At 32.6% G+C, this 25194-nt stretch carries 29 protein-coding genes; 18 read left to right on the plus strand and 11 right to left on the minus strand.

The annotated features are described in order from the left end of the window. Positions 1-235: 235 nt before the first annotated feature. Positions 236-868 carry a class I SAM-dependent methyltransferase gene (locus GJV85_RS12180; protein WP_242689791.1) on the minus strand — a complete coding sequence of 211 codons (633 nt, stop codon included), beginning with the start codon at positions 866-868 and terminating at the stop codon, positions 236-238. Between the two features lie 385 nt (positions 869-1253). Between GJV85_RS12180 and GJV85_RS12185 the strand changes: the two genes are divergently transcribed. The 6 genes from GJV85_RS12185 to GJV85_RS12210 all read left to right on the plus strand — a co-directional run bounded on the left by GJV85_RS12185 (position 1254) and on the right by GJV85_RS12210 (position 4678). Beyond that, positions 1254-2063: a DUF932 domain-containing protein gene (locus GJV85_RS12185; protein WP_207561647.1), complete on the plus strand. Its 810-nt coding sequence runs from the start codon at positions 1254-1256 to the stop codon at positions 2061-2063. A gap of 10 nt (positions 2064-2073) precedes the next feature. Continuing rightward, positions 2074-2664: a hypothetical protein gene (locus GJV85_RS12190; RefSeq protein WP_207561648.1), complete on the plus strand. Its 591-nt coding sequence runs from the start codon at positions 2074-2076 to the stop codon at positions 2662-2664. An 11-nt stretch (positions 2665-2675) separates the two neighbouring features. After that, positions 2676-3389, plus strand: coding sequence for a Rad52/Rad22 family DNA repair protein (locus GJV85_RS12195; protein ID WP_207561649.1), 714 nt, complete (start codon positions 2676-2678; stop codon positions 3387-3389). Between the two features lie 13 nt (positions 3390-3402). Next, positions 3403-3726: a hypothetical protein gene (locus GJV85_RS12200; protein WP_207561650.1), complete on the plus strand. Its 324-nt coding sequence runs from the start codon at positions 3403-3405 to the stop codon at positions 3724-3726. A gap of 115 nt (positions 3727-3841) precedes the next feature. Next, positions 3842-4168, plus strand: coding sequence for a DUF2958 domain-containing protein (locus GJV85_RS12205; RefSeq protein WP_207561651.1), 327 nt, complete (start codon positions 3842-3844; stop codon positions 4166-4168). A 303-nt stretch (positions 4169-4471) separates the two neighbouring features. Continuing rightward, complete coding sequence (locus tag GJV85_RS12210; RefSeq protein WP_207561652.1) at positions 4472-4678, plus strand: hypothetical protein; 207 nt, start codon at positions 4472-4474, stop codon at positions 4676-4678. A gap of 193 nt (positions 4679-4871) precedes the next feature. On the opposite strand, the gene GJV85_RS12215 is transcribed toward GJV85_RS12210, so the two are convergent. The 7 genes from GJV85_RS12215 to GJV85_RS12245 all read right to left on the minus strand — a co-directional run bounded on the left by GJV85_RS12215 (position 4872) and on the right by GJV85_RS12245 (position 10791). After that, the gene (locus tag GJV85_RS12215; protein ID WP_207561653.1) at positions 4872-5867 is read right to left on the minus strand and encodes a hypothetical protein; all 996 of its coding nucleotides are present in this window, start codon (positions 5865-5867) and stop codon (positions 4872-4874) included. A 365-nt stretch (positions 5868-6232) separates the two neighbouring features. Further along, on the minus strand, positions 6233-6706 hold the full coding sequence (locus GJV85_RS12220) for a hypothetical protein (protein ID WP_207561654.1): 474 nt from the start codon (positions 6704-6706) through the stop codon (positions 6233-6235). A gap of 110 nt (positions 6707-6816) precedes the next feature. Then, positions 6817-7509 (minus strand): hypothetical protein, encoded by a 693-nt coding sequence (locus GJV85_RS12225; protein WP_207561655.1) that lies wholly within the window; start codon positions 7507-7509, stop codon positions 6817-6819. 269 nt (positions 7510-7778) lie between these two features. Continuing rightward, positions 7779-8393: a hypothetical protein gene (locus GJV85_RS12230; RefSeq protein ID WP_207561656.1), complete on the minus strand. Its 615-nt coding sequence runs from the start codon at positions 8391-8393 to the stop codon at positions 7779-7781. Between the two features lie 197 nt (positions 8394-8590). Further along, positions 8591-8878 (minus strand): hypothetical protein, encoded by a 288-nt coding sequence (locus tag GJV85_RS12235; RefSeq protein WP_207561657.1) that lies wholly within the window; start codon positions 8876-8878, stop codon positions 8591-8593. A gap of 57 nt (positions 8879-8935) precedes the next feature. Continuing rightward, positions 8936-9646, minus strand: coding sequence for a hypothetical protein (locus GJV85_RS12240; protein ID WP_207561658.1), 711 nt, complete (start codon positions 9644-9646; stop codon positions 8936-8938). 53 nt (positions 9647-9699) lie between these two features. Continuing rightward, on the minus strand, positions 9700-10791 hold the full coding sequence (locus GJV85_RS12245) for a tyrosine-type recombinase/integrase (RefSeq protein WP_207561659.1): 1092 nt from the start codon (positions 10789-10791) through the stop codon (positions 9700-9702). Between the two features lie 170 nt (positions 10792-10961). Here GJV85_RS12245 and GJV85_RS12250 point away from each other — a divergent pair, with 170 nt between their 5' ends. The 7 genes from GJV85_RS12250 (at position 10962) to GJV85_RS12280 (ending at position 16906) form a co-directional block, all read left to right on the plus strand. Then, on the plus strand, positions 10962-12035 hold the full coding sequence (locus GJV85_RS12250; protein ID WP_207561660.1) for a Fic family protein: 1074 nt from the start codon (positions 10962-10964) through the stop codon (positions 12033-12035). 371 nt (positions 12036-12406) lie between these two features. Then, positions 12407-13522: a Fic family protein gene (locus GJV85_RS12255; RefSeq protein WP_207561661.1), complete on the plus strand. Its 1116-nt coding sequence runs from the start codon at positions 12407-12409 to the stop codon at positions 13520-13522. A gap of 196 nt (positions 13523-13718) precedes the next feature. Further along, positions 13719-14069 (plus strand): helix-turn-helix domain-containing protein, encoded by a 351-nt coding sequence (locus GJV85_RS12260; protein WP_207561662.1) that lies wholly within the window; start codon positions 13719-13721, stop codon positions 14067-14069. 2 nt (positions 14070-14071) lie between these two features. Continuing rightward, the gene (locus GJV85_RS12265) at positions 14072-15505 is read left to right on the plus strand and encodes a HipA domain-containing protein (protein WP_207561663.1); all 1434 of its coding nucleotides are present in this window, start codon (positions 14072-14074) and stop codon (positions 15503-15505) included. A gap of 429 nt (positions 15506-15934) precedes the next feature. Beyond that, positions 15935-16204, plus strand: coding sequence for a hypothetical protein (locus GJV85_RS12270; protein WP_207561664.1), 270 nt, complete (start codon positions 15935-15937; stop codon positions 16202-16204). A gap of 21 nt (positions 16205-16225) precedes the next feature. Continuing rightward, positions 16226-16555, plus strand: a complete 330-nt coding sequence (locus tag GJV85_RS12275; protein ID WP_207561665.1) for a hypothetical protein — start codon at positions 16226-16228, stop codon at positions 16553-16555. A 72-nt stretch (positions 16556-16627) separates the two neighbouring features. After that, a complete protein-coding gene (locus GJV85_RS12280) occupies positions 16628-16906 on the plus strand; it encodes a GNAT family N-acetyltransferase (protein ID WP_207561666.1) in 279 nt (92 codons plus the stop codon). A gap of 17 nt (positions 16907-16923) precedes the next feature. On the opposite strand, the gene GJV85_RS12285 is transcribed toward GJV85_RS12280, so the two are convergent. Continuing rightward, entirely contained in the window at positions 16924-17415 is a 492-nt protein-coding gene (locus GJV85_RS12285) for a ribonuclease HI (RefSeq protein ID WP_207561667.1), read from the minus strand. A 106-nt stretch (positions 17416-17521) separates the two neighbouring features. Between GJV85_RS12285 and GJV85_RS12290 the strand changes: the two genes are divergently transcribed. Next, the gene (locus GJV85_RS12290) at positions 17522-18052 is read left to right on the plus strand and encodes a YaeQ family protein (RefSeq protein WP_207561668.1); all 531 of its coding nucleotides are present in this window, start codon (positions 17522-17524) and stop codon (positions 18050-18052) included. Position 18053: 1 nt separating this feature from the next. Further along, a complete protein-coding gene (locus GJV85_RS12295) occupies positions 18054-18842 on the plus strand; it encodes an NYN domain-containing protein (protein WP_207561669.1) in 789 nt (262 codons plus the stop codon). A gap of 199 nt (positions 18843-19041) precedes the next feature. Here the strand turns inward: GJV85_RS12295 and GJV85_RS12300 are convergent, their stop codons facing one another. After that, positions 19042-19443: a TIR domain-containing protein gene (locus tag GJV85_RS12300; RefSeq protein WP_207561670.1), complete on the minus strand. Its 402-nt coding sequence runs from the start codon at positions 19441-19443 to the stop codon at positions 19042-19044. Between the two features lie 179 nt (positions 19444-19622). Continuing rightward, complete coding sequence (locus tag GJV85_RS12305) at positions 19623-21317, minus strand: SulP family inorganic anion transporter (RefSeq protein ID WP_207561671.1); 1695 nt, start codon at positions 21315-21317, stop codon at positions 19623-19625. A gap of 141 nt (positions 21318-21458) precedes the next feature. Here GJV85_RS12305 and GJV85_RS12310 point away from each other — a divergent pair, with 141 nt between their 5' ends. The 3 genes from GJV85_RS12310 to GJV85_RS12320 all read left to right on the plus strand — a co-directional run bounded on the left by GJV85_RS12310 (position 21459) and on the right by GJV85_RS12320 (position 25193). Further along, positions 21459-22946 (plus strand): sensor domain-containing diguanylate cyclase, encoded by a 1488-nt coding sequence (locus tag GJV85_RS12310; protein ID WP_242689792.1) that lies wholly within the window; start codon positions 21459-21461, stop codon positions 22944-22946. A 73-nt stretch (positions 22947-23019) separates the two neighbouring features. Continuing rightward, entirely contained in the window at positions 23020-24198 is a 1179-nt protein-coding gene (locus GJV85_RS12315; RefSeq protein ID WP_207561672.1) for a TolC family protein, read from the plus strand. After that, entirely contained in the window at positions 24195-25193 is a 999-nt protein-coding gene (locus tag GJV85_RS12320) for an efflux RND transporter periplasmic adaptor subunit (protein WP_207561673.1), read from the plus strand. The genes GJV85_RS12315 and GJV85_RS12320 overlap by 4 nt, the downstream gene beginning before the upstream one ends. The last annotated feature ends 1 nt before the right edge of the window (position 25194 follow it).

Below are 25194 nucleotides of genomic sequence, written 5' to 3' on the forward strand. Positions count from 1 at the left end.
ATAATACCATATATATTAATATGTATAATTAATTATATTTCATGGGCTTTCTAGTTTTTGCAACTTCTTTAAGTAGTTCACCCGCTTTAGTAATTACTTCCATATCTGGAGTTTTTTTCTTGAAGTTACGATTGCAGCCGATATAGTCCTCTTTTCCTCCTCGCTAAATTCAAATCTCTTTAATACATCATGAACAGTAGTGCCTTTATAAAAAGCTATTTCAAGTTCCTCCGCATTAGTCATTTTTAAATACCACCGTTACCCATGTTAAACTGTCTCTATCTAAGCTGTCATTATTTGTAAGCATTTCAACGAGAGTAAATCCTTTGACATTGAATAACTCGGTAATATAATCCAAATCTACCTCTTCAAAATATCGTTCATCATTGGCTCTACTACCTTGTGAGTAACTTATAACTACTGTAGATTGACTTTTTAGAACACTCACTATACTCTCTACTACATCTTTATATTTAGAGTGTTTTAGGTGCATCCATATAGCTATAGTTATAACTACATCAAGGTCTTTTGGGAAACCTATGTCTTTTCTATCAAATGGTACGCTCTCTTCAAGGAATTGGTTTTGTTGTGAAGGAAATCTCTTTTTAGCATTTTCTACAAATTTAGCTGATGGATCTATGCCCCATATGTCATAACCATTGTCATGTAAGAACTGTAAATCTCTTCCAGAACCAAACCCAATATCTAGAATACTGCTATTTTTGGGAATATGTTTTAGTAAAAGTTGGTGAAGCGATGACATATTTGCATTATCGTATCTGTCTATGAGTTGTGTAGCATTTGTATTGTAGTAATCTATTGTTGTCATTTTTGTGTGAGCCTCATATTTAGATAATAATTCTATCATTTCCTTAATAAAATGTAATTGTAAATTTTCATTCCTATAGCATTAGAGCTAATATAGTGAGTAAAAATGATAAAAAAACAGGTATATAAGATGTAGAGATATATAGCTTATCTCTCAAATCCTCTCACTACACACAACAATCATAAAACTTTCTACTTTACAATTATTGTGTGTAGCATAAAGGAGTACCTATGTACTACTACTTCTTAAGGCATCCATTGATGCAATTTCCAAACAAACCAGCCAATAATTCAAGCTATTGTCCATTTCTTACCGAGTCATAATCATGCCATTGAAAGAAATAGCAACGGTAGTTGTAACGGTTATTGTCGTAGTTGCTGAAACAATCGGTCAATCTTGTAAAAAATAAGGAGATATAAATATTATGTCTGTATTGCCATTAAATGAAAATGAATTAAGAAATCAAGCCCCAGCACTCTTTACAGAGGAACCACACTACGATGTAAGTGATAAATATCACTTTGTATCAACAATAGATGTTATCAGTGAAATAAAATCGCTTAACTGGTATCCAGTTTCAGTAGAGCAATCATCAGTAAAAGATGAAGACAAAGAGGGATACCAAAGACACCTCGTTCGTTTTCGTCACTTTGATGATCTACTTAATCCACAAGAAAATGCAGTTGAATTATTATTGTTCAATAGCCATGATAGAAGTACAGCATTTTCCATAAGTGCTGGAATCTACCGCTTTGTCTGTAGTAATGGACTTGTTATTGCAGAAAGTGTATTTGAATCTTACAAGATAAAGCATATAGGAGACAGATATAACGACATCCAAACAGCTATAGATAAGATAACTTCTTTCAAGCCACAGTTACAGCATAAGATAAATAGCTTTGAGTCTATTACGCTCTCACAAGCAGAACAAGAATCTTTCGCTCGTTCATCACTTCCACTTAGATTTGAAAAACACTTAGAAGTAGATATCAAAGATTTACTTGTTCCACACAGAGATGAAGACATTAAAGATGACCTCTATACAACGCTCAATGTAATTCAAGAAAACCTACTTCGTGGAAATATTTCCGGTGTTAATAATGTAACAGGTCGTAAGTTTACCTCTCGTGAGATTACTTCTATAGGTAAAGATGTAGATGTAAACCAAGGTCTTTGGGATATAGCAGAGCGTATAGCTTCAATTAAACAGCCAGAGATGGCATTAGCAGCATAAGGAAAATAAAATGAAAATGACAAACTATAGATTACAAACAGAGATAGAACACTTAACACCACTAAGCCAAAAAGATTGGTTTAAAAACTATGTAAAAGAGGTACTTGAAAGCGATAAACCATACCATGTAAAAGCAGACTACATAGGATTATCGTTCCAGGAACTACAAAACAAGATTGATTATCTATCATCAGATATCAAAGAGCTACAGGCTCTTAAAAGGACTCTCACACAATCAAAAACTTTAGCACAAGAAGTTACAGCTGCTATTCTTCTAGATTATGGAATTGACCGCTTAGATGGAACATCAATATCTAGTATAACAATCCAAGCACATAAAACTAAGCTCAAAGAAACATTCAAAATTATAAATGCAGAAGCACTTATTAAACTAGGGTTTTGCACAGTAACTGTGGATGAACAAGCAGTCAAAGATGCAATGCTCACAGTTGAAGGGATGGATGAGATAGATGAGTTTGTAAAGGTTGATGTAACAAGTGAAGAAGTCCCAGCAAAAATCAAAGTAAACGCCAGAAGATCTAATCAAAATAACCAAGCTACAGAACTACTGAATTTAGTAGATTCTCAAGAAGCAGCATAAAGGAGATAATAATGTTTAACGATAAAACAAATCAGGTCTTAACTTATGATTTAGATAACAGTAGAATTAAAAGTCGCCAAAAAGGCAATATTACCCTCTCATATTTGGAAGGGTTCGATATTATCGAAACGGCTAATAGAGTCTTTGGTTTCGGTAACTGGGACTACTCAACTAAGCTAGAAGTTGTATCTCAAGAAATCAATCAAAACCAAAATAATATCATCTGCTATAAAGCACTTGTCAATATTGTTGTTCATGATGCATCACACTCTAAGCTTGTATCTCGGGAGGATGTAGGATTTGGTACAGGGATAGCAAAAACTCTAGCAGATGCTCATGAAGGTGGAGCTAAAGAAGCAGTTACGGATGCTATCAAAAGATGCTTTCGCAGTTTCGGAAATCAGTTTGGCAATTCGCTGTACGACAAGAGTCGTCAACATCAGAACCAACCGCAAAACCAAGCACAAAACTTTCAACAACCTGCACAGCTACAACAACAGCAACAGCAACAACAACCATCAACGCAACAAGTGCAAAACAACGCACCACTAGACTATTCCTCATTGTATAACTTAGGTTTAACGGTAATGGAACAAGGTCAAAACTTAGTAGTCATTGGTGATGACATCTTTTCTAAAAAAGACAGTATTAAAGCTTGCGGTTTTAGATGGGATGGTGCTAGTAAGATGTGGTACAAGCCAATAGAACAGCAATCAGCTGCATAAAAAAGGAAAATAAATGCTACAAGCAATGAAAGACAAAGCACTATCAACAGGTGCAAAAATATCTATAAATCAATATATCAAAGAGTATGGCGAAATAGTAAAACTCAATCTCAACTCTCAATTCAAGAGTATGGTCTTAGAAGTAAAGCTTGATGGCGAGAATGAAAACCTAAGAGTTGAAATCGAAAACTATAAGATCACTGAAGATGATTGTCTGAAGATTAGTGGTGTCACAACTTCTAGGACTTGGATAAACAGATTGGCTTCACAGCACCTAGAAAGTAAAGAGTTTAAAGTACCAGCGGAATATGCTCAGGTGTTAAGAACAATAGTTTAAGAGGACGAGACTTTGAAAAAAACATTAAAACGGAATACTCCCTATATTACTTTATTAACCTTTATCTCAATTGGCTTAATAGTAGTTAGTTACAGATCTCAAAAGGAGAAAAATTATGAGTAAGTTAATACCACAAACACTCTTGTCTGATATACCAGACCTATATGAAACAGAAGGATCTCTAAATCCAATTTGTCATGTGAAACTATTTACCCCTGATAGTTGTTTTACATGGTATGTCATTGAGTTATCTCAAACTGATGTAAACACTTGTTATGGGTATGTGCAAGGGCCAGAGAGTGAACTAGGTTACTTTACACTAGAAGAACTTGAGTCTATTCATGGTCCACTCGGACTTACAATTGAAAGGGACTTATCTTTTAGTCCTATATCCTTTTCTCAAATTAAGAAGGACAAATATGACAACTCTTACCAAAAATGAAACTAATATTAGATTTATGTTATGAGTTTTTTAGATCTCATCATTTATCTTGTAATTAGATTACTACAGTTCATTGTTTTTCTCTCCCGTGCTTTCTCTGATGCTATAAATTAACCACTCCTTGGAGTGGTTGAATATCATTTATTTTTTAGCTTGCATTTCTAAAAAGCTATTTGCCTACATCTCATAAGTTAATATATAGCTCTAGTTAATTATTTATTGTCTTCTTCTTAAATTATTCACAACTTCATGTAATACTATGTTAGAATATCTTCTATTATAATCAAAGAAAAGGACACTATCATGGGGAAAATCTTACTAGCAGTTATCTTTACAGTTACTTTAACACAAGCATGGGATTCACCATTAATTTACTGTAAACCAGGCACTCATCAAGTAAATATATATAGTGGCAAATGGGTAACAGATAACAAGACAGGAGAAGTTACATATGTTCAAGATAAGGGAAGGCCTATTATTAAATGCGTAAAAGACGAAAGTAAAAAATAATATTTGGAAGCATATGAAAGTGATAGTTTCACTTAAAGCACTAGATTCATCTACCTCGTTTAGAGGTGTGACAATATCAGTATTATCAAGTGAAGGATTTTCTTCAATGGAAAGGTCCTGAGAATGTAGCTAAAATCATTAGTTATTCACAACCTCCATTAATAAACCCTAGTTAAATATAAAAGTCTTGCTATCAAGCAAGTTGATTATAAATTACAGAACTTCTAGTTTTCCAATCATAAAATTCAGAATGAGAACCATGTGTATGAGCAGCCATTTCACATTCAATATTCTTAAACTTATAGTCTTCCACACTTTTTGCATGTTCTATTTTTAATATCTCATCAATGTGCTTAGGTTCCCATAAATAAAAAGTGCTTTTTGAACCTTTTAAATAACCTTCATTGTCTATTTTGGAGTTCAAATAAGGACGACTTGTTAGTCTATCTACGAAAGACTGATCTCGCCTTTTTTGAACACGAATAATCTCCATCCCAATAAAAGCTTTGAACATTTCTTCTTTAAGACTGTAAGTAATAACAGGCTGTCTAAGCATTAGTTTATCAAACATTTTTGACTTTGATAGAATAATAAAATTATGGAGTAGTCTTTGTGTAAGTAATTCTATAAGATTCTGATCTCTTGTGTGACCTTGTAAATAGATATTACATAGATGAATGAACTCAGATTGAGAGATAAGATGTGAAACCCTAATAACAGATGTCTTTTTGCAGTAATTACACTTAATACGTCGCCTTACATCATTGTTAAAACCATGTGTACTAAGATCACTCATTCCACACTTGTCACAATGCAAAAGAGGTTTTTCTAGATTCTGTCGACTAGATAAATGCATGTTGTATTTCCGAATTAATCTATAACAGTAGCCTGCTAGTATATAAGTTACATCCCCATCATATTTATTAAGAAGAAAGTGCCATGAATCTTTAACTTTACTAGCTTCATCTGAATCTATTCTATCTGCTTGTATACAAGCTTGAATAAAAGTGTATCTATCTTTTTCATTATCTGAATATGATTTATCTGTGTCGGTCTCAATAATAGAACTATCGATGTATTCATGTACCTTCTTATTATTTTGTATCATTTTTAAGATACGATTTTTATACTGAATACTTACTTCTCGTCCATGATCAATAAAGCCATCTTCAAAAAACTCAGAAAACAATTTAGTTAGATTCCAAACCTTCCAATTAACAGTAAAGCTTTTTCCACACTTACATTTTCGTCTGATTCTGCCTTTTTTGTCACGACCATTCCTTTTACAGTTCTTTCCATCACAATAGGGACAGCACCTAAAGGATGCTTCATGAAATAGTCGGTCTCCCGTGTATGCACACCCTTCTTTTTGTGGCTTAATTTTTATTTCCCTAGGTTTAGGTTTTTCCACTAAAGTTGTAATTCTCGGTTTTAAACTTAATGGGTATTTTGAGGTCTCGGCTAAAGGATTAATAAACGCTTGCCCTAATGGTAAGCATTTATTATTGTCATCAGTGCACACTTGTAGAGAAAAAATCATTTGAGACCTTCTCTTTATACACTAAGAAGTGCTACTGAAGCACACTTACTAGCTAGGTATTCACTATATAGAACTTTAGTATGTTCTGGGTTTAAAATTGTGCCATCGTCAAGTACACCCCATGCAGTCCAATAACTTATTCTCTGTGCTTCAGTGGCTTCTAGTGATTCTACTAGGTAATGCTCACGACCAAAATCTACATTAATGAAGAAATATACATCAACCAGATTACTCCTTACATTAGGAACGGAATTTTTCAATTGTGCAAATTGCTCTGGAGAGTTCTGCTTCATTTCACTTCGTATAATATTGCATATCTCTTCCTTAGATAAAGAGTTATCACACGTTACAAAACGGTTTTCTCCAAGATGGTACACGCCATAGCGTTCTTTGGAAGGTATATAGAATGGATTTCTAGAGTATCCTGATAGTGTTAACTCCACTCGATCTAATGTTATGTCTAAATTTATTCTTGATTCGTTTTTCATAGTATTTTCCTTTTATGTAATTACTTTTCTTGTCTCTTATATAGTAAGGAACAATAGATATTTTAAATATCTCTTCAATCTCCCTGCTACACGTATGATTCTCTCTATTTCTAAAACTTAAAATTGGGAATTGCCTTGTAGAAATCAACAGCCTTGTTAAAGGTCTTACTATCTAATGATAGTTCCTTACAAATAGCTGCTCTTCTACCCTTCACAAAACGATTAACCTTCATTGGTTTTAGCTTATTTGCCTTCATCCAGCTCAAAAATCTGTCTCTTTTTTCTAATGCTTCCTTAATACGAAAGTAGTCTTTATACTTATAAGTATCTCCATGAGCAAATGCTACGAAATCAGTAAGTACAGAGTCTACATCAATATTCAATGTGTATTTTGTAAGTCCATCATTAGAATAAACTTCAATCTTATCTCTAAAGTATTCGTCTGTTTTTTTTATTACCTTCTCAAAACTATTTCTATTCTCAATCAGGTCTGTAACTTTCCAAGATGTTAGCTGAGAGCTAAGTCGTAACTCCAATCTAGTTAAGTCTGTCGAAAATATCTTTAGTTGAGCAGATTTATCATAAGCGGTAAAGACATGCCCTCTAGCGTTATTGTAAGTAGTTGATTTTTGCCGTTGATTATTAGATATAGTCTTTGATAAATTTTTAACTATCAAATCATCCCGTTTTTTGTTAATATCAACTGCAATATCAATTCTTCCAATAGAAATTTTTCTATCAGAAAAATATGAAAAAAGCTCTTGAAGCAACTCATACCGATGTAGGTTTGTGCTATAATTCAATAGTTTTCCTATCTCAAACTTCATAGTTCTGGATCTGAAATGATATGTAGCTGTAATTGACTCTCCGTCCGCCAAGAAGAGGAGCCATTTACACTGATATATTAAACAATCTTTAGTCTTACATACATAACTTTTATCCTTGCAAAGCCTTTTTAAGTCGAATCTATTCATATCAATTATGACATGCACAGAATCTATCCCTACGGTTACTTTTAATGCTTCTTGTATTAATATTGGTGGTGCATTTATATTAAGCATTCTTTTTTCTCTTATTTAAGTGATTTCACTTTATTTTGTAGTCGAATTTTAAGTTCAAGTTTTTGAATTTCACTGAAGTTTGTTTTTTCAATATATATATTTAGACACTCGTTAACAGTGCCGACATTATGTGTAAGAAGTTTTATGGAGTTTTTGTAAAGTTGATATACAACTTCCTGTTCATCAAAAAGATCATTTGCAAGCATTAAACATCTACAGTAATCCATTGAAGTAGTTGCCGATTCAATCGCTAGTGGAAGAAACCTTCTTGTTTCAAGCTCATTCTCTAGCCTATTGATAATGTCAAAAGCAGACTTTTCTATCTCACTATAGCTTTCATAACTATCAGCTAGCACCTGATTAATTTGAAATACATTACCATTTAAAGTTTTCAGTAAACTATCCATTTCATAATCAATAGCTGGAGTTAAATCTCTCATACGTTTAATCTCATTAAGTCTTTCAGTGGGATTTATGTATTCATCATGGCTATCTTCTGCATATTCTATGAATGTAGCGAACGGTGTTGGATCCACACTATCGTCTGAATAAATTGCCGATACATCTTGTTGTTCAGCTTCTGTAGGCACTAGAATTGCCTGGTATTTTAAAGTAATTTCTTTCATCTTATTTTCCTTGTGTTTTAATTGATTAGGTTCATATGAACCAGCCCTACTTTCGATTTTATGCACTATTTCAGGTGCATTTCCTATAGCTTTAACAGTAATTATTTAAAGAACTCAGGTAAAGATATCTTTACCTGCTCAAAATGCTTCAGCAAGCACTTTAAGCAGCTAGAGAAAGGACAAAACCTAACTCTTTGTCATGCTGTTTGTATAGTTTTTGAAGCAAAGAAATTAGCTACACTAATCAAACTAAACATGACTTTTGCATTCTTAGCATCACCCATTTTTTTATAATTAGGAAGACCATAACCGAGTTTAATTTGATTGTCGACTGTAGAAAGAGAACAGCCAGAAATTGTTGCATATTGTTTTTTAGATATAAGTAGAGGATAACCTTCAGCTTTTAATTCGCTATATAAAGCTTCCGCTTCTAGGTTAATAAGTAGTTGAGATACTGTTGTAGATAAGTTTGAATTTGTTTCCATAAATTTCGCCTTCTTTGGATAAGATGACAAAATTATAGTGGTTGAGTGAAACCTTTTCTAGAAGTCTTTACCGCAATTTTGCGGAGGTAACATTTTTGGTGCATGTACACATTTTATAGCAATTGGTTCTGATGTATCCTTAAGTTCTTTTTTTGAATATATCTTTTTTAAAATTTTTTCATACTGTGGGGTTCTTTTATAACCAAAAAAAGTTGTAGCAATAACCTTCCCAATATCAAGAGTATTTTTATCTCTAGGGTTATAAGGTAAGTAGTCTAAATCCATTAGCATATTCTCGACTATCGTAGATTTATTATCAGGTATAATTAGAGTTGTTTCGATAAAAGAGTATTTTTTTATCTCTTCGTAATTTTTTTTGATAGTTGCAGTATCTCTATTGTAATCACTCTCACTAATCGTAAACCCTTGAAATATTTTAATTTTATATTTTGCATCTAGCAATATCTTAATAAAACTTGGTTTGTCTAGAATGTCAAACATTGAAAAAAAATAAATTAGTTCGTCCATAAATGATGCTGTTTTGAAAGATTCATATTCAGATAGCCTCTTGTTTATCCGTCTGAGAATGGAGAGTGTACGATCAGCTTCTCCCTCTTCCATTAATTCATAAATACACCTATTTTTATATTTACTATCTTTAAATGCGATATAACCATCATGGTATTGAAGCTCAATTAACTCAACATCATGTTTAATTGCACTTATTTCATCATCAATTATTTGTAGTATTAACTCTTTATCATCCATGTTTACTGCTCCTTGTAAAACTACTACCTAGTATTTTAGTTTGTTGTAATACTTTAATTATAAAGTCCCTCTACAGCATCTCTACCAGTATCAGGGGCAAGTTTTGCATATCGTAAAGTCATATTTATATCTTTGTGGTTCATCAACTTTTTTATGGTGTAGATAGGTGTTCCATTGATTGCGAGATGTGAAGCAAAAGTATGACGTAGTGTATGAGGAACAACTTTGTACTTAGGATCAGTCACTTCTTTGTTAAACATCTTATGCAATACTACTCCAACTTTATCTTTCATCTGGTCATATAACTTTGCACCGTTCTCTTGTAAAATAGGTGTATCTTTTTTCCTATTAGCACACCGGATTTCAAGTAACCTCTCTAACTCTTCGTTACATATAAAGGTTGTGTATCTTTCATCATTCTTTTCATCAATAGTATCTATAGTTTTAGTCTTTAAGTTTATATCTCTCGGTGTAATTTGTACAAGTGCTCCAATCCTAGCACCTATATTTAGAGCCAATAAAATACAAAGATAAACTTGTTCATTATCTTTTGTATATTCAAGCAATTCATTAATCTCTTCTTGATCTAAATATCTCAGTCTCTTATTGTCAAATTTCAATGGTTTAACTTTTCTTACTGGATTTTCATTGTGAATATTATTTTCAAGAGCATATGTATAAACTGTTCCCAACTCTCCAATAATAGTATTGACCATTTTAGGTGCAAACTTTTTAGCATGTATAGATTGTAGCTTTTGTATTTCTTCTGTAGTTATTCTTGTAATATCTTTTTGACCCAATGTTGGAGATACATGCATTTCATATTTTCTTTTAGATGTTTGATTACTTTTATTATGTAATGCTTTGATTGTATAACTCATCTCTGCAACAGCATCAAGGGTAATGATATTCTTTTTCTTCTTCTTAGTAACAGCAGGAGGTTCTTCTCCAAGATTGATTTGATTGATAAATTCATTTCGCTTGTTATAAGCATAAGTCTCTGTGATACCAGCTGATTTTTTACCTACCGTAAAACGCTTTGTTTTATTGTCTTCATCTTTATATGTAATAGAATAGCTCATATCTCCATCAGCAAGTTCATTAAGATAAACACCTGTATATTTTTTACTTTTAATTCTACTCATAGCGCCCTCAAAATATAGTAAGTTTATATTATATAATTTTTCATGTTTGTGCTCCATGAATATATCAAGAAACATATATTATGTGTAAAAAATACAACTTATTACCCATATAGTATTAATTTAGGTAAAATATCTTATAAATTACTCATATAGTAAAAATAGGTGTAAAAATGAATAATGAGTACACACATCCTTTTCTTCCTTTAAAACAAGAGATAGAAAGTAAAAAAGTATTAAAAAAGATTGTCAGTGCCAACATTGCCCTTGCAGAACTAAAAGGTGCAGTGAAGTCTATCCCTAATCAAAGTATCTTAATCAATGCTCTATCTCTTCAAGAGGCTAAAGATAGTTCTGAAGTTGAAAACATTGTAACTACACATGATGAACTATATCGTGCTGATATAAGTACATCTAACATATCTCATCAAGCTAAAGAGGTACAGAATTACAGAGAAGCTCTTTATAGAGGCTTTAGTTTAGTACAAGAACATAAACTACTTCTTAAGAAGCATATTATAGAGATCCAGCAAGTCCTGGAAAAGAATAATGCAGGGATAAGAACACAAGCTGGTACAATGCTGAAAAACGAAAAAACTGGAGAAGTGATATACACACCTCCTCAAAACCATCAAGATATTCAAAATCTAATGGATAACCTAGAACAATATATTAATGATCCGGATATGGATGATTATGATACTCTTGTTAAAATGGCAATTATTCATTATCAATTTGAATCTATACATCCATTTTATGATGGAAATGGAAGAACAGGTAGAATTATCAACATTCTCTATCTCATGCTAAATGGTTTACTAGAGCTACCTATACTTTATCTAAGCTCTTATATCATTAGCAACAAAAATGACTACTATAGACTATTAACAGAAGTAAGAACTGAAAATTCTTGGGAAGAGTGGATCCTCTACATGCTTGATGGTATAGAGCAAACTTCAAAAGAAAGTGTAAAGCTAATTGCAAATATCAATGTAACTATGACTGAAGTCAAATTATCTCTTAAAAGCAAACTGCCAAAGATATACAGTAAAGATTTACTTGAGCTTATCTTTAAACACCCTTATACAAAAATAAGTTTTTTAGTAGATGAACTTGGAGTAACAAGAAAAACTGCTACTTCATATCTTAGAGCTATTGAAGATATTGGTATATTAGAAAGTACAAAAGTTGGTCGGGATGTTTACTTCATTAATAAGCAATTATTTTCTTTGTTACAGAATAGATAAGCAATGGATTGGTAACCTATTGGTAACCACTATATGTAAAACATGGTAAAACTCTCCATAACTTGCTATAATGATATATTCTCTACAGAGCCTATTAGTAGGTAACTTGAAGAGGTTTTACATGACTTTAAGGAACTTTGCAAATACATATGGATAGAATTCGAATCTCTGAGGGTCCACCACTTCAAAACCCCTATTTTACAGCACTTAATCAAAATTTTTCAAAAACAAAACAATAATATTATATGACTTAAGCTTTCTATGGTTCACACTTTCACTTGTATTAAACAGTACTACAATCGCCAATTCAAATAGCCATCAATGATACAATGAAAGTACATAAATGAATCAAAAAATGATACAATTATCTTATGAAAACATATCATCAAGCAAAAAAGTGGATTTGGGAAGATAGTAACTTTCCTAACTTTGCCTATGAAAATATCAGCTTAGATACACTAAATTACAAATTTGGTCAGTTAGATATGGTTAAAAAGTTTATGAATGAAGATGATACCAATCAACTGCAATTAGAGCAACTATTAAATGAAGCACTTTCTACTTCAGCTATTGAGGGTGAAACACTCCAACGTTCTTCTGTACGATCTTCTATCAATAAAATTCTCAAGCTTGGACTTGAAGATGACTATAGCTACACAAGAGAATCAGATGCACTCATAGAGATATTAATTGATGCAAAAACAAATAAAGAGCCACTCGATAAACCAAGAATACTGCAGTGGCACAAAGCCCTTTTTCCAACAGGAAGTTCAGGGCTACGAGATATCAATGTTGGGCACTTTAGAACAGATAATGAAGATATGCAAATTGTTTCAGGTGCTTGGAACAGAGAAAAGGTTCACTATGTAGCACCACCATCTTCTAAGATAGAAGAACTAATGGATGGATTTCTTCTTTGGCTCAATAGTGATAGTGAGTTAGGTAGCATCTATAAAGCTACCATAGCCCATCTGTACTTCGTACTCATACACCCTTTTGATGATGGTAATGGAAGGATAGCAAGAGCCATTACTGATTATGTTCTTGCAGAGTCATCCTTTGCCAATCCTAAATTTTACTCTATCTCAACTATTATCTACCAAAAGAGAAAAGAATACTATGAGGTGCTTGATAAGGTTTGTATTGCGACTGACCAAGATATATCATTATGGATGCGATGGTTTATAAAACTTCTAGAGGAGTCTATTGACTCTACACTTATAGCGATAGAGGCTGTTGGGGTTAAAGCAAAGTTCTGGGACAGACAAAGAGAGACTAAACTCAACGAGAGGCAAAAGAAAGTGATTCTCAAGATGCTATCATATTTGCCCCAAGAGTTTGAGGGTGGTATGCGAGTACAAAAGTATATGAGTGTAACAAAAACAACAAGACTAACTGCTAGTAGAGATCTTTCTGATTTAGTCTCAAAAGGTGTAATGTTAAGTCATGGAAAAGGTAGAGGTGTATACTATAGTTTAGTGCTTTAAGATTAAAATTGGACAGATATTAGGTAAGATATTCTTTTGCTCAAAGGGGTTATATAATACTTTTATAGAATCTTTCTAGAACTATATTGCTTAAAATGGTAATATAATACTTTTTTAGTATTATTTTCAGATTATTTCGCTAAAATAGTACTATATTACTTTTTAATAAAAGCACTAAAAATGGAAAATGAAAATTATGAATGAAAAGAAAGCCATCAAAAGCACTGAGCAGAATTCAATACAAACCAAATTAGGTAAAGCTCTCAACCTAAATAAACATGTGAGCAGCGTAGTTGGGAAAAAAATAGGAAAACAAGTAGTTCCTTCAAAAAAACCCCAAAGCGAAACAATCAAAGATTTAATGACTCTTGGAGAAATGATTAAGTATAAACGTACTAAATCAAAATTGTCAATCAAAAAAACAGCTCAACTATGTGGAATAAGTGATAAAACACTTAGAACTGTAGAAAACGGTGGAAATATAAATACCTTAACCCTTATGACAATTATAAATATGCTTGGTTTAAAGATGACTCTAGGAGAATAAAGGTGAATTTACTCTATATACACTGCAACAAATCTTTAGTAGGAACTATCTCGTATGAAGCCCTAAACAAAAGCTATTCTCTTGAGTATGATGAAGATTGGAAAAATGATGGTTTTGAGATTAGTCCCTCTATAGGTTTTAATAATCCTAGTAACGAAGCTGTTGGAAGATTTATAGAGAATCTTCTTCCTGAGGGAAATGGATTGGAAGAACTTAGCGTTTATTTTCAAATATCTAAAAGTGAAAAATTTTCCATTTTAAAACAGATAGGATTAGAAACAACGGGTGCATTGACTTTCACTGATAGTAAAGTATTTGAACCCAATACCACTTTCGAAGAAATCACAGTGGACGAGTTAGAAGTAAAAGTCACCACTAGAGAGAGTAATCCAATCCATATTTGGAATGGTAAGCCTAGACTAAGCGTAGCCGGAGTTCAAACAAAACTTCCTTTGACAATACTTACGGAAAAGTTTGGATTTGGAGAAGGGGATATCTGTTCAACCCATATATTAAAATTCAATAGAGTTGGAGAAAATGTAGTTACCAATGAATTTATCTCTATGAAGTTGGCGTTAGCGATGGGCTACAACGTTGCCGAAGTTGCTTGTGCAGAGCTAGCGAATGAGTGTGTTTTATTTGTAACAAGATTTGATAGAGAAATAATTAATGATGAACTAATAGAGAGAAAGCACATCATAGATAGCGTTCAAGCGCTTGGTTTTCCAATTTCATACAAGTATGAGAGAAATCTAGGTATTAATATGCCTAATTATCGAGAAGGGGTCTCATTTTCGAAACTTTTTTCATTAGCGAACAAAGCAATCGTTCCAGCACTTTTTAAAGAGCAAGTAATTAAATGGAGTATTTTAAATATTATTTTAGGTAATAGCGATGCTCATGGTAAAAATATATCATTTTTTGTAAGCAAAGAGGGATTGGAAGTAGCACCCTTTTATGATTTGGTTAATGTCACAATGTATCAAGATAAATATGAACAGGATATGGCTATGGCAATTGAGGATGTATTTCAATTTGACAGCCTAAATGAACTTTCTTTTCGTGAGTTCTTTGATGAAAATAATATCTCAACAGAGTTCTATTTCAATGAATTTAAAAGTAGTGCAATGAAGCTAAAGAGAGCATTTAAAGATATGGCATTTTTAGATGATAATGACTTCGTGAAGAAAAATGAAGATTTTATTCTGAAATACATAGAAAATGTTAAAAACAGAGTGAACTTCATATCTGACCTATTAAACTCGGTAAGATATTTAATGCCTTTAGAAGATCAAACACATGGTGAATTTTTCAAAGAGAGTATTAGGGATATTAAAAAACTCTTAGGTAAAGAATACAGTGCAGTAGATACTCCTGATAATATCGTTAAAAAATATATTTCTAAAGTTACAGGAAACTTTATTGTTAAGCTATAAATATCCTAAGCCCATTATTGATTCTAGGTTCTATCTCTTTAAGTTTAAAAGTTGTACGCTCGTTTATACGCTCTTAGCTATGGATTAGTTCTGTTTTAGCTATTTATTATGCAGATCAAGGGGCATAAATTGAACAAATGATATCTTTTTAAATCCCATAAAATAGGGATAAACCTCTATAATAGGTACATTTAAAGCATCCTAAGATATACTTTTAAATTGAATTCGAATCTCTGAGGGTCCACCACTTCTAAACATACAACAAGCTCCCTAAAACAAGAACTTCAAACACTTTTAAAACAACTAAAATTTATTTTAATATGTGCCAGCAATATAATGCTCATATATTCGTTACAGTTTTGACTTGGAATTTTTGTCAAAATAATATTATCACAAATAGCTACAGAAGATAAAAAAGGATTACTGTAAATGAGTAAAAATATACTGGACCAAAGATCAGATGAAGAGAAGAAACAAAGTAAAATGAGAGCTGCTTATATGGATGCTGAGACATATGCTCTCGAGGCTATATTAGAAGAAGAGATGGCTAAAGACAGCAATAACTTAGAACATTTTTTTCTTCATGTTAAGTATGAAAAGTTAAAAAAAGACTGTAAAGTAAACAAACTAATTTACCTATATGTAGGCATAGTGGTAGGTATAATCTCATCTCTATTTATGGCCGTCCTTTTTTCATAAATTAAATACAAAGGAACACTAATGACTCCAGAAGAATATAAAGAATATGTCAATTTAATATTTGATAATTATCTCAGAAAGCTATTATATGCAGGTGCAATTATTATAAGTATATTTTTAGTAATCAAATATTTAAATGATGGAGATAAATTCTTAGAATCTGTTATGGTAATAATGGGCGTCCTTATTTTTGGAGAACTTTTCCTACAAACTTTTAGATGGTTGTTCAGTAAGGCTCCCTCACTTTTTAGAGTTCCTGCTGCTGCACGACAACTAGCAGATACTAAAGAGATGAAGAAAAAGAATAAGTCCCGCAAGAAAAAGAACAATATAACCAATAAACCATTTTGACTACTCTCATTACCCAATCCTTTGTAGTCTATAAAAAAGATGATAAAATACCAAAAATAAAAAGGATACAACATGTCACATACACTAGTTCATAATGAAGCAGAATCTAAATATGAGTACCACATTGATAAATATATAGCTTACATCACTTACGATGAAGATAAAGATGGGAATATGCATCTTACACATACCATAGTCCCTGATGAACTTGCAGGTAAAGGTCTTGCGAAAATACTTCTTGAAGATGTTTTAGCCGAATTAAAAAAGAATAATAAAAAAGCAGTTGCACAATGTTCATATATTGTAAAGTACCAAGAAAAACACCCTGAGTTAAGTGACCTATTTGCTTAGAAGTTAGGATGTCATAACTATAAAACACTCTCTCTTAGAGCCTTTCTTGTGGTTCTGTCAACTAGAGTAAAAATTTCATCTATCTTATTTTTGGTAGATGACTTTTTATGCCCTTTCACCTTAATAAATTCACAATCTAAAATATCTAACCTTTTAAAAAAATCTTTATATAGTTCATGATTTTTTATCACTTTATCTTTACTCGTCATATACTCATTTTTTTCAAGCCTTTCTCTTCTATCTTTAAGGCCTATTATATTTTGACAATCTGTATATACTTCTATTTTATAGTTTATTAGACTCTCCTCATTTAGTGCCCATAAGAGTGTCTCTAGCTCTAGTTTTGTTGAAGAGCTATCCTTAAACCTTTTAACTTTTATCTTTTTTTGTAGTTCGTTAGGCAGGACTTCTAGAGTATCTAAAAGTAAATAAGCGCCAAATCCTATTTTACTCTGAGGACTGACGCTTCCATCTGTAAATAAATAGATTTTTGCTTTAGTTTTATTCATATTTTATTTTACTGTAATAATCAATTTTTTCAATAGCTTACATTTATAAATGTTCTAAATAATATTATCTGCTATACTTTTTAAAATTTATACAAAAAGAGAGTGTATGGCAGCAAATGCAACAATATATAAGGCTAATATAAACATAGCAAATATGGATACTCACTATTATGCGGAGCACAGTCTTACACTGGCCAAACATCCATCAGAAAATGACTTAAGATTAATGGTTCGATTATTAGCTTTTATCTTTAACGCCAACGAAGAGTTAGTTTTTTGTAAGGGAATATCTCAAGACGACGAACCTGATATTTGGCAAAAAAATTTAAGTGGAGATATCGAACTTTGGATAGACCTAGGGCAACCTGATGAGAAGAGAATAAAAAAGGCTTGTGGTCGCTCAAAAAAAGTCATAATATATTTATATCAAGAGGGAATGGCTGAGGCATGGTTTAAGCAAAATAAAAAACTTTTAAACAGGTTTGATAATCTTAGTCTAATCTATCTAAACATAGAGGGTGACATAGAAGAGTTATGTGATCGATCTATGTCGCTACAATCAAATATAAGTGATGCAGAACTTAGTTTAATCAATGATGAAAATACAGTTTTAGTAACTGAGGTAAATTGGAAATAAAATGAAAAAACAACAAAGTAACATAGCAATGTTTATAGATTGCGATAACGTAAGTGCAAAATACATAGAAAGTATATTTGATGATTTGTCGCAATATGGAACTGTCAATATCAGAAGAGCCTATGGGGACTGGAAAGATAAAAAACTTCACGGCTGGGAAAATATTTTGCAAGACTACAACATTAAACCCATTCAGCAATTTGCATATACAAAAGGTAAAAATGCTACTGATATCGCTATGATAATAGATATCATGGACATTCTCTACACTAAAGAGCTTGAAGCCGTTGTTTTGATAACCAGCGATAGTGACTTTACTCCTATAGTTACAAGAATACTCTCCGATGGACTAACGGTATATGGCTATGGAGAGTCAAAAACTCCTATGGCGTTTGTAAACGCATGTTCACAATTTATATATGTTGAGAAATTAAGTATTTTAGAGGATGAAGATGAAGATGAAGTTGAAAATAGAGTTATAAATAATAATCAACATGCCGTAACTGAAGCTGTAACAAAATATGTTGGGAACAACTATGACATCCGTAAGGACTATAAGCTTATCAATATACTTAAACAAGGTGTTGAAAGAACATCAGATGAACAAGGATGGGCAGATGTTAAAGATATGTCTATGTATATAAGAAAAAACTCTTCTTTTTCTCAAGTTAACTACGGATTTAAAAAAATGGCCGACCTAATCAAAGCCTTAGATTTGTTTGAGATGGAGTATATTGGGGAGAGAAAAACCCAATTAATAATTAGAATAAAAGGTAAGCGAAATAGATAACTATCTATTTCTAACCTTGATCTTTTTTAAGCTTTTTGTCATTACGCTTCTCTTTTAAACTTTTTGTAGGTGCTTTTTTAACTGATTTTTGACTATCTTTGCCTTTTGCCATCATTTCTCCTTTAGTAGAAATTTACTAACTATCTAGTCTTGTATACATTGTATAGGAGTTATACTTAAAGGAGACACTTTTGGCAGTTTATCCCCATTTACGGATTGTATTAGCTATTAACCCTGCTTGCCAATGAATAATTTCATCGGAATTATCTTGCACTATAGTTGATGTTTGAGATGAAGTCCAAGGGCGTATAGCTATAATAGGTTTTTTATATACTTTAGCCAGCTCTATCTCTTTATTTATCCATTTGCTATAAGTAAAGTATTTACCAGCCATTATCACCAGACAACTCGACTCTTTTATTTTTTTCTCTATTGCACTTGCTAGCTCTTTTTCTGTTCCATTGACATGAACAGGGTCCTCTTCAGCAATAGAGTACTTTTGAAACTCTATACCCTCATTTTTAATAATCTCTTCAAGCCCATCATAGATATCTCCATCTGTCCATGAGTGGCTCATAAATATTTTATATTTTTTACTCATAATATAGTTTCCTCTTGTGTTTAAATAATTAGCGATGAAAAAAGTCTTAGAAGATGCATGGAGGTTTTCTCTATATTAAGCATAATTTTCTTTAATTTGTATATTTTATATAAATCTAGCTTAAAAATAAAAATTATATTTGTTATAAGAGGTTTCTATAAAGAATAGTTCGCAAAATACTAATAACGCCAATATATATTTTTCTTCTGTTTTGTATTAATATTTTCATGATAATTTAACTGACAAGAGTTTAAGCCTTCTACTGCTTCTCTAAAAGTTAAAAATATGTTTTCTTGAGCTACTAGTTCCGGAATCAGCTCAATATTTTTGAGCATATCTTTTGGTTGCTTTTGAATCTCACTCAACACCACAGTGATATTCTTTTTATGTAACTCTAAGATGGCATCTTCTATTGCATACATTCCGGACTGGTCAATAGATGGAACATTATGCATTCTAAAAATAACTATACTAACACTAGGTAGCTCTTTCATCATCTTTTTAAAGTGTGCCGTAAATCCAAAAAATATAGGGCCATCGAAATGTTGAATGTATACTTGATTTTTAATATCATCAGGGATAGCTTTTTCATCATCTTCAAGGTCACGATGATGAAAATCATCCAACAGCGTCGAACTTACGGCTTTAGATTCTGATATGTCTCCCATCTGCTTCATAAACAAAAGAGAAGCCATAACTAGCCCCATGGCAACTGCTTGAAGTAAGTCTACAAAAACAGTTATCACCACAACAATAATCATAACCACTGCATCAGAACGAGGTATACGAAAGAGATGTTTTATGCCCTTATAATCAATGATACCAATACCTACAGTAATTAAAATCCCTGCTAATACAGGAAGTGGAATAAGTTTAGCATAGTCACCAACGCCAAAAAGCACTATAAGAAGTACTAAGGAGTGTACAACTCCAGACAATCTCCCCCTTCCCCCAGCATGAATATTTACAACCGTACGCATAGTGGCCCCTGCACCTGGAAGCCCACCAATGATACCTGCAACCATATTCCCAATACCCTGACCGATGAGTTCTTTGTTTGAGTCATGTTGCGTTTTTGTCATGTTATCTGCTACAACGGAGGTTAAAAGTGAATCAATTGCTCCAAGGGAAGCTAAGGTAAGAGCGGGAATAATCATAACCATTGGATGATGCCAATCCATACCTATCAAAGTATCTAAGTGAATATCAGGAAGGCCCTTAGGGATGTCTCCTATTATTGGTACGTTTAGAGCCATCATAGAAGAGATTATAGATAGGCTCAAGAGTGCAACTAATGTAGATGGTACAGCTTTAGTTACTTTTGGAAATGTATATATTATTGCTATAGTCGCAAACGCGAGTATCATTGCATTTATATTTAGACTATTTTCTATTGTGCCAAGATTGGAGAATATATCTATTATACTCCCTGGTGATTTCATTCCAAAAACTGGAAAAATCTGCATAAGTATAATAATTATACCTATACCACTCATAAAACCAGAGATTACAGGGTATGGCATATATCTTATATACTGACCAATGCGAGATATCCCCATCAGCACCATAAATAGACCTGCTAAAACAAATGTTGCCACTATGGTTCCAATAGCTGCTTCTATGGAACCATAAATTGCGATTTCTCCAGCGATTATTGCTGATGATACTACTGTCATGGGGCCTGTTGGACCAGATATCTGAGTGTGTGTTCCTCCAAAAAGAGAAGCAAAAAAGCCCAGAGCTATCGCTCCATAAAGCCCCGCTATTGCTCCCATACCAGATTGAACTCCAAATGCTAGAGCAAGAGGAAGAGCAACTATGGCCGCTGTCATACCACCAAAGAGATCGCCAGATAAATTTTTATTTTTTAGCACTTAATTTCCTATTATTTTTGTTTTTCTTAATTTATAGTTTTCTTAAATATAAAATTTATTATATACAAATTTATTATAATTGTACTCTTTTTGCTATAATATCTTATGGGCTAAACAATAAATCATATTTTAAGGTATTAATTGAGTACAACTATTAAAAACTCTGAAATCATCGATAAAGTTCGTAGACTTATGTATGTGCTTATCGGCATTATCACCATTATTGTTTTGCTATTCTTATATATGGGTTATCTACATAATAAGTATGCTTTTGAGACTATAGAAAAAGAAGAAAAAAAAATTGCCTCTAAGATATATGAAAACACCTTTAATGATTTTATTAAAAAATATGAGTCCATCGCTGAAAATATTTTGCTCGATAACAATGTACTCCAAGCACTTAAAAATAGTGATAGAAAAGCCCTTTTAGATATTACACTACCAATTTATAAAAACCTCAATAAAGAGAATCCATTTCTGCAAGTAATGCATTTTCACACAAAAGATACAGTAAGTTTTTTAAGACTCCATAAACCAGAAAAATTTGGAGATGATCTTAGTTCTATTCGACATATGATTAATAAAGTAAATAGTACACATAAAAAACAGATAGGCATAGAGGTAGGTCGTTATGGTATATACTCTAGAGTAGCTCTGCCTATCATAAACAAAAAAAACGAGTTTTTAGGTGTCTTGGAATTTGGTATAAATATAAACTATATACTTGATGTTTTTGGCAAGAAGTATGACTTTCACCCTATCCTTCTTATAGAAAAAAAGCTCTTTACTATCATTTATAAAGGCTATGAAGGAGTTGCATATAGCTCCTATTCAGATGGGTATTACGCTATTGACTCACAAAGTGAAAATGAAAGAGAAAAATCCTGCAACAATAGTATAACTTTTAAAGTTACCGATCTCAAAAGTGCAACTAACGACAATATTGGTCAGATTCTTTTTACAAAGGATATGACACTCTATATGAATCTAAAAAATACGACTAGAAACTTATCTATAATCTCTGCTCTGATTATGGTTTTTATAGCCTTATATATCATTCGCATCATACTTAAACGCCATATCCATGTCATTAATGAGTATGAGAGTAGGCTAAATATTAAACATAGATCGCTTCTCAAACTAAGTAACACTGACCACCTAACAAAAATAAATAATCGTCAAGCAATAGAAAGATACCTCTCAAAAGAGTTAAAACGCGCTAAAAGACACAATGTGCAACTCTCTTTACTTATGATAGATATAGACAACTTTAAAAGTATAAATGATACTTTTGGTCATAATACTGGAGATCATGTAATAAAAAATATTGCTAAAATAATCTCCACAACTATTCGTGATACTGACTACTGTGGTAGATGGGGTGGTGAGGAGTTTATAATTCTCTGTCCTGAAACATCATCCACAAACGCCATTGTACTTGCTGAGAAAATCAGAGAAGCCGTACACGCATTTAACTTTAAAATAGGTAGAGATTTAACATGTAGCATTGGCGTATGTGAATATGCAGAGGGCTATGATGCTGAAATGTTAGTTGGCAATGCCGACAGTGCACTCTATAGTGCAAAAAACAGTGGAAAAAATAGAGTCATCGTTTATCAGACTCCATAGTGCGGATATAGCGCGCTTGCACAGCTAGTACACAAAAAATTGATACTATTCTTTAATATAAAGGATACAAATCATGAAATTTTTTCTTTTCTTTCTACTCTGTTTTACTCTAAACGCTAAAACTATCAGTTTAGATGATGCTATAAACTTAGCCTTAAAAAACAACCCCTCCCTAGAATCAATAAATAAAAAAATCGAGATAAATAGACAAAATATAAAACTATCTACAAAATTTTCAAACCCTCAACTACAGCTTACTAAAAACACTCTAGATAGCTCACAAGCAATGAGTCAAACCACTCTAACTCTCTCTCAAAAACTTCCCCTTACGTCTAAACGCCACTTAAGAGAAAGAGTAAGCATGGCAGAACAGGAGCTTATCTATGAAGAGATGCGAGATGCCAAAGTGGCGTTAGTCAAGGAAGTTAAACTTGAAGCTTACACTCTTTGGGAACTCCAAGAGTTAAAACAGATAATAAAAGAGTATATAAACCTAACAGAGCAAAACATTGAACTCTATGAGTCTTATACCAGCATAAGCGATAACCAACATATGGGAATCATGAAAGCTAAACTATCACTTTCAGATTTAAAGATTGGGATAAATATAATCAATACTAAAATCAAATCCTCCTATGCAAGGCTCTCATATCTTTGCTCATCTGATATCTCCGACTTAGAGGTAAAACTTCTTATGGGAGACAAACCTGAGTTTCCTAGACTTCAAGACTCACTAAAGAACAATACAAAGATAGCTATAAAAGCCAAAGAGAGACTCAAACAAAATGCAAAAATAGAAGTTGCTTCCATTGAGAACTACCCAGATATTAATCTTATGGCAGGCTACTCGCATAGAGAAAACTTTGATGACTTTCTCAACATTGGCATAGGTCTCTCTCTTCCCATCTACTCTAGAGAAGATTTAAAAGAGGAAAAAGAACGCCAAGAGTCGCTCCGTATCTCTTCTTTAAGCGAAGATGTTACTAACACTATAAACACAGAGCTAAATATCTACTACTTACAAATGCTCTCATCATATGATATCTATCACATCATACAAGATGATTCACTCCCACAAGTAGAACATATGTTTGAGCTAACACACACTTCCATCTCTACTGGCTCCGATCTTTTTAAATACGTGGACATTCTATTTAGCAAACTTAAATTAGAGCAAAAAAGTATAAACGCCATAAGTAACTATAACCGAGCAAAAGCTGAAATATCTGCTCTAGGAGGAGCGCTACAATGAAACTTATAAAATTATTTTTACTACTCTTACCCATTCTACTTACCGCTAAAGAGTCTACCGTAGAGCAACTCTTTAACGTACAAACCATAAAAGCAAAAAGCATTCAGACAAGTCATACGAAAAAGGCATATGCTTATGTAAAGCCTGATGATGAGAGAGTCTATCATGTCACTCCGCGTTATAGTGGGTTTGTTATAAAAGTACATGCAAATAAAATCTATCAGTATGTAAAAAAAGGAGAACCTCTCGTCACTCTCTACTCTCCCGAAGTCTACAAGGCTAAAGAGGAGTACATAAATAGTTACAACTACACCAAAGGAAGAGACAACAAAGGAATGTTAGAGAGTGCTAAGTTAAAGCTTCAACTTCTAGGTATCAGTAACAAGGAGATAAAGTCGCTACTAAAAAGTAAAACGGTTTCTCAAAACACTACTATCTACTCTCCAGTGAGTGGTTATATATTTATAAAAAATATCACCAATGGCTCTGCGTTTAATGCAAAATCAATGCTTTATGAGATAGTAAATCTAGATAAAGTTTGGCTTGAAGCGAAGATATTTGAAGAAGATATCTCTTGGATAAAAAACGCCAACTCTTTTGAAGTGGCTTTTAAAAGTACAAATAAGCTATACACAACAAATAAAATGTTTTTATATCCAAACCTAGATCCAAAAGAGGCAAGCGTGACTATGCGTTTAGTCTTAAACAACAAAGAGCACCAGCTGTTTCCAGGTATGTATGCCACTATAATCATAAAAGACAAAAAACAGACATATCTTACCCTTCCATCAACTGCGGTTATTCGTAAAAACGCAACCCACTATGTTTTTATAAGTGGAGAGTATGAAGGTGAATATGAGCCTAAAGAGGTTCACGTCAAAGCTTTAAATAACGAAACGTACATAATAGTAGATGGACTTACAGAGGGTGATGAAGTTGTAAATAATGCCCTCTTTATGATGGATAGCGATGCTCAAATAAATGGGCTTTACTAGG

This window comes from Sulfurimonas aquatica, from assembly GCF_017357825.1.
Taxonomy (GTDB): Bacteria; Campylobacterota; Campylobacteria; order Campylobacterales; family Sulfurimonadaceae; genus Sulfurimonas; species Sulfurimonas aquatica.

What these genes read in the sequence shown, in the direction of transcription:
- GJV85_RS12180 (WP_242689791.1), bottom strand. Translation starts at nt 868, where the DNA reads ATGATAGAATTATTATCTAAATATGAGGCTCACACAAAAATGACAACA.
- GJV85_RS12185 (WP_207561647.1), top strand. Translation starts at nt 1,254, where the DNA reads ATGTCTGTATTGCCATTAAATGAAAATGAATTAAGAAATCAAGCCCCA.
- GJV85_RS12190 (WP_207561648.1), top strand. Translation starts at nt 2,074, where the DNA reads ATGAAAATGACAAACTATAGATTACAAACAGAGATAGAACACTTAACA.
- GJV85_RS12195 (WP_207561649.1), top strand. Translation starts at nt 2,676, where the DNA reads ATGTTTAACGATAAAACAAATCAGGTCTTAACTTATGATTTAGATAAC.
- GJV85_RS12200 (WP_207561650.1), top strand. Translation starts at nt 3,403, where the DNA reads ATGCTACAAGCAATGAAAGACAAAGCACTATCAACAGGTGCAAAAATA.
- GJV85_RS12205 (WP_207561651.1), top strand. Translation starts at nt 3,842, where the DNA reads ATGAGTAAGTTAATACCACAAACACTCTTGTCTGATATACCAGACCTA.
- GJV85_RS12210 (WP_207561652.1), top strand. Translation starts at nt 4,472, where the DNA reads ATGGGGAAAATCTTACTAGCAGTTATCTTTACAGTTACTTTAACACAA.
- GJV85_RS12220 (WP_207561654.1), bottom strand. Translation starts at nt 6,706, where the DNA reads ATGAAAAACGAATCAAGAATAAATTTAGACATAACATTAGATCGAGTG.
- GJV85_RS12230 (WP_207561656.1), bottom strand. Translation starts at nt 8,393, where the DNA reads ATGAAAGAAATTACTTTAAAATACCAGGCAATTCTAGTGCCTACAGAA.
- GJV85_RS12235 (WP_207561657.1), bottom strand. Translation starts at nt 8,878, where the DNA reads ATGGAAACAAATTCAAACTTATCTACAACAGTATCTCAACTACTTATT.
- GJV85_RS12240 (WP_207561658.1), bottom strand. Translation starts at nt 9,646, where the DNA reads ATGGATGATAAAGAGTTAATACTACAAATAATTGATGATGAAATAAGT.
- GJV85_RS12245 (WP_207561659.1), bottom strand. Translation starts at nt 10,791, where the DNA reads ATGAGTAGAATTAAAAGTAAAAAATATACAGGTGTTTATCTTAATGAA.
- GJV85_RS12250 (WP_207561660.1), top strand. Translation starts at nt 10,962, where the DNA reads ATGAATAATGAGTACACACATCCTTTTCTTCCTTTAAAACAAGAGATA.
- GJV85_RS12255 (WP_207561661.1), top strand. Translation starts at nt 12,407, where the DNA reads ATGAAAACATATCATCAAGCAAAAAAGTGGATTTGGGAAGATAGTAAC.
- GJV85_RS12260 (WP_207561662.1), top strand. Translation starts at nt 13,719, where the DNA reads ATGAATGAAAAGAAAGCCATCAAAAGCACTGAGCAGAATTCAATACAA.
- GJV85_RS12270 (WP_207561664.1), top strand. Translation starts at nt 15,935, where the DNA reads ATGAGTAAAAATATACTGGACCAAAGATCAGATGAAGAGAAGAAACAA.
- GJV85_RS12275 (WP_207561665.1), top strand. Translation starts at nt 16,226, where the DNA reads ATGACTCCAGAAGAATATAAAGAATATGTCAATTTAATATTTGATAAT.
- GJV85_RS12280 (WP_207561666.1), top strand. Translation starts at nt 16,628, where the DNA reads ATGTCACATACACTAGTTCATAATGAAGCAGAATCTAAATATGAGTAC.
- GJV85_RS12285 (WP_207561667.1), bottom strand. Translation starts at nt 17,415, where the DNA reads ATGAATAAAACTAAAGCAAAAATCTATTTATTTACAGATGGAAGCGTC.
- GJV85_RS12290 (WP_207561668.1), top strand. Translation starts at nt 17,522, where the DNA reads ATGGCAGCAAATGCAACAATATATAAGGCTAATATAAACATAGCAAAT.
- GJV85_RS12295 (WP_207561669.1), top strand. Translation starts at nt 18,054, where the DNA reads ATGAAAAAACAACAAAGTAACATAGCAATGTTTATAGATTGCGATAAC.
- GJV85_RS12300 (WP_207561670.1), bottom strand. Translation starts at nt 19,443, where the DNA reads ATGAGTAAAAAATATAAAATATTTATGAGCCACTCATGGACAGATGGA.
- GJV85_RS12315 (WP_207561672.1), top strand. Translation starts at nt 23,020, where the DNA reads ATGAAATTTTTTCTTTTCTTTCTACTCTGTTTTACTCTAAACGCTAAA.
- GJV85_RS12320 (WP_207561673.1), top strand. Translation starts at nt 24,195, where the DNA reads ATGAAACTTATAAAATTATTTTTACTACTCTTACCCATTCTACTTACC.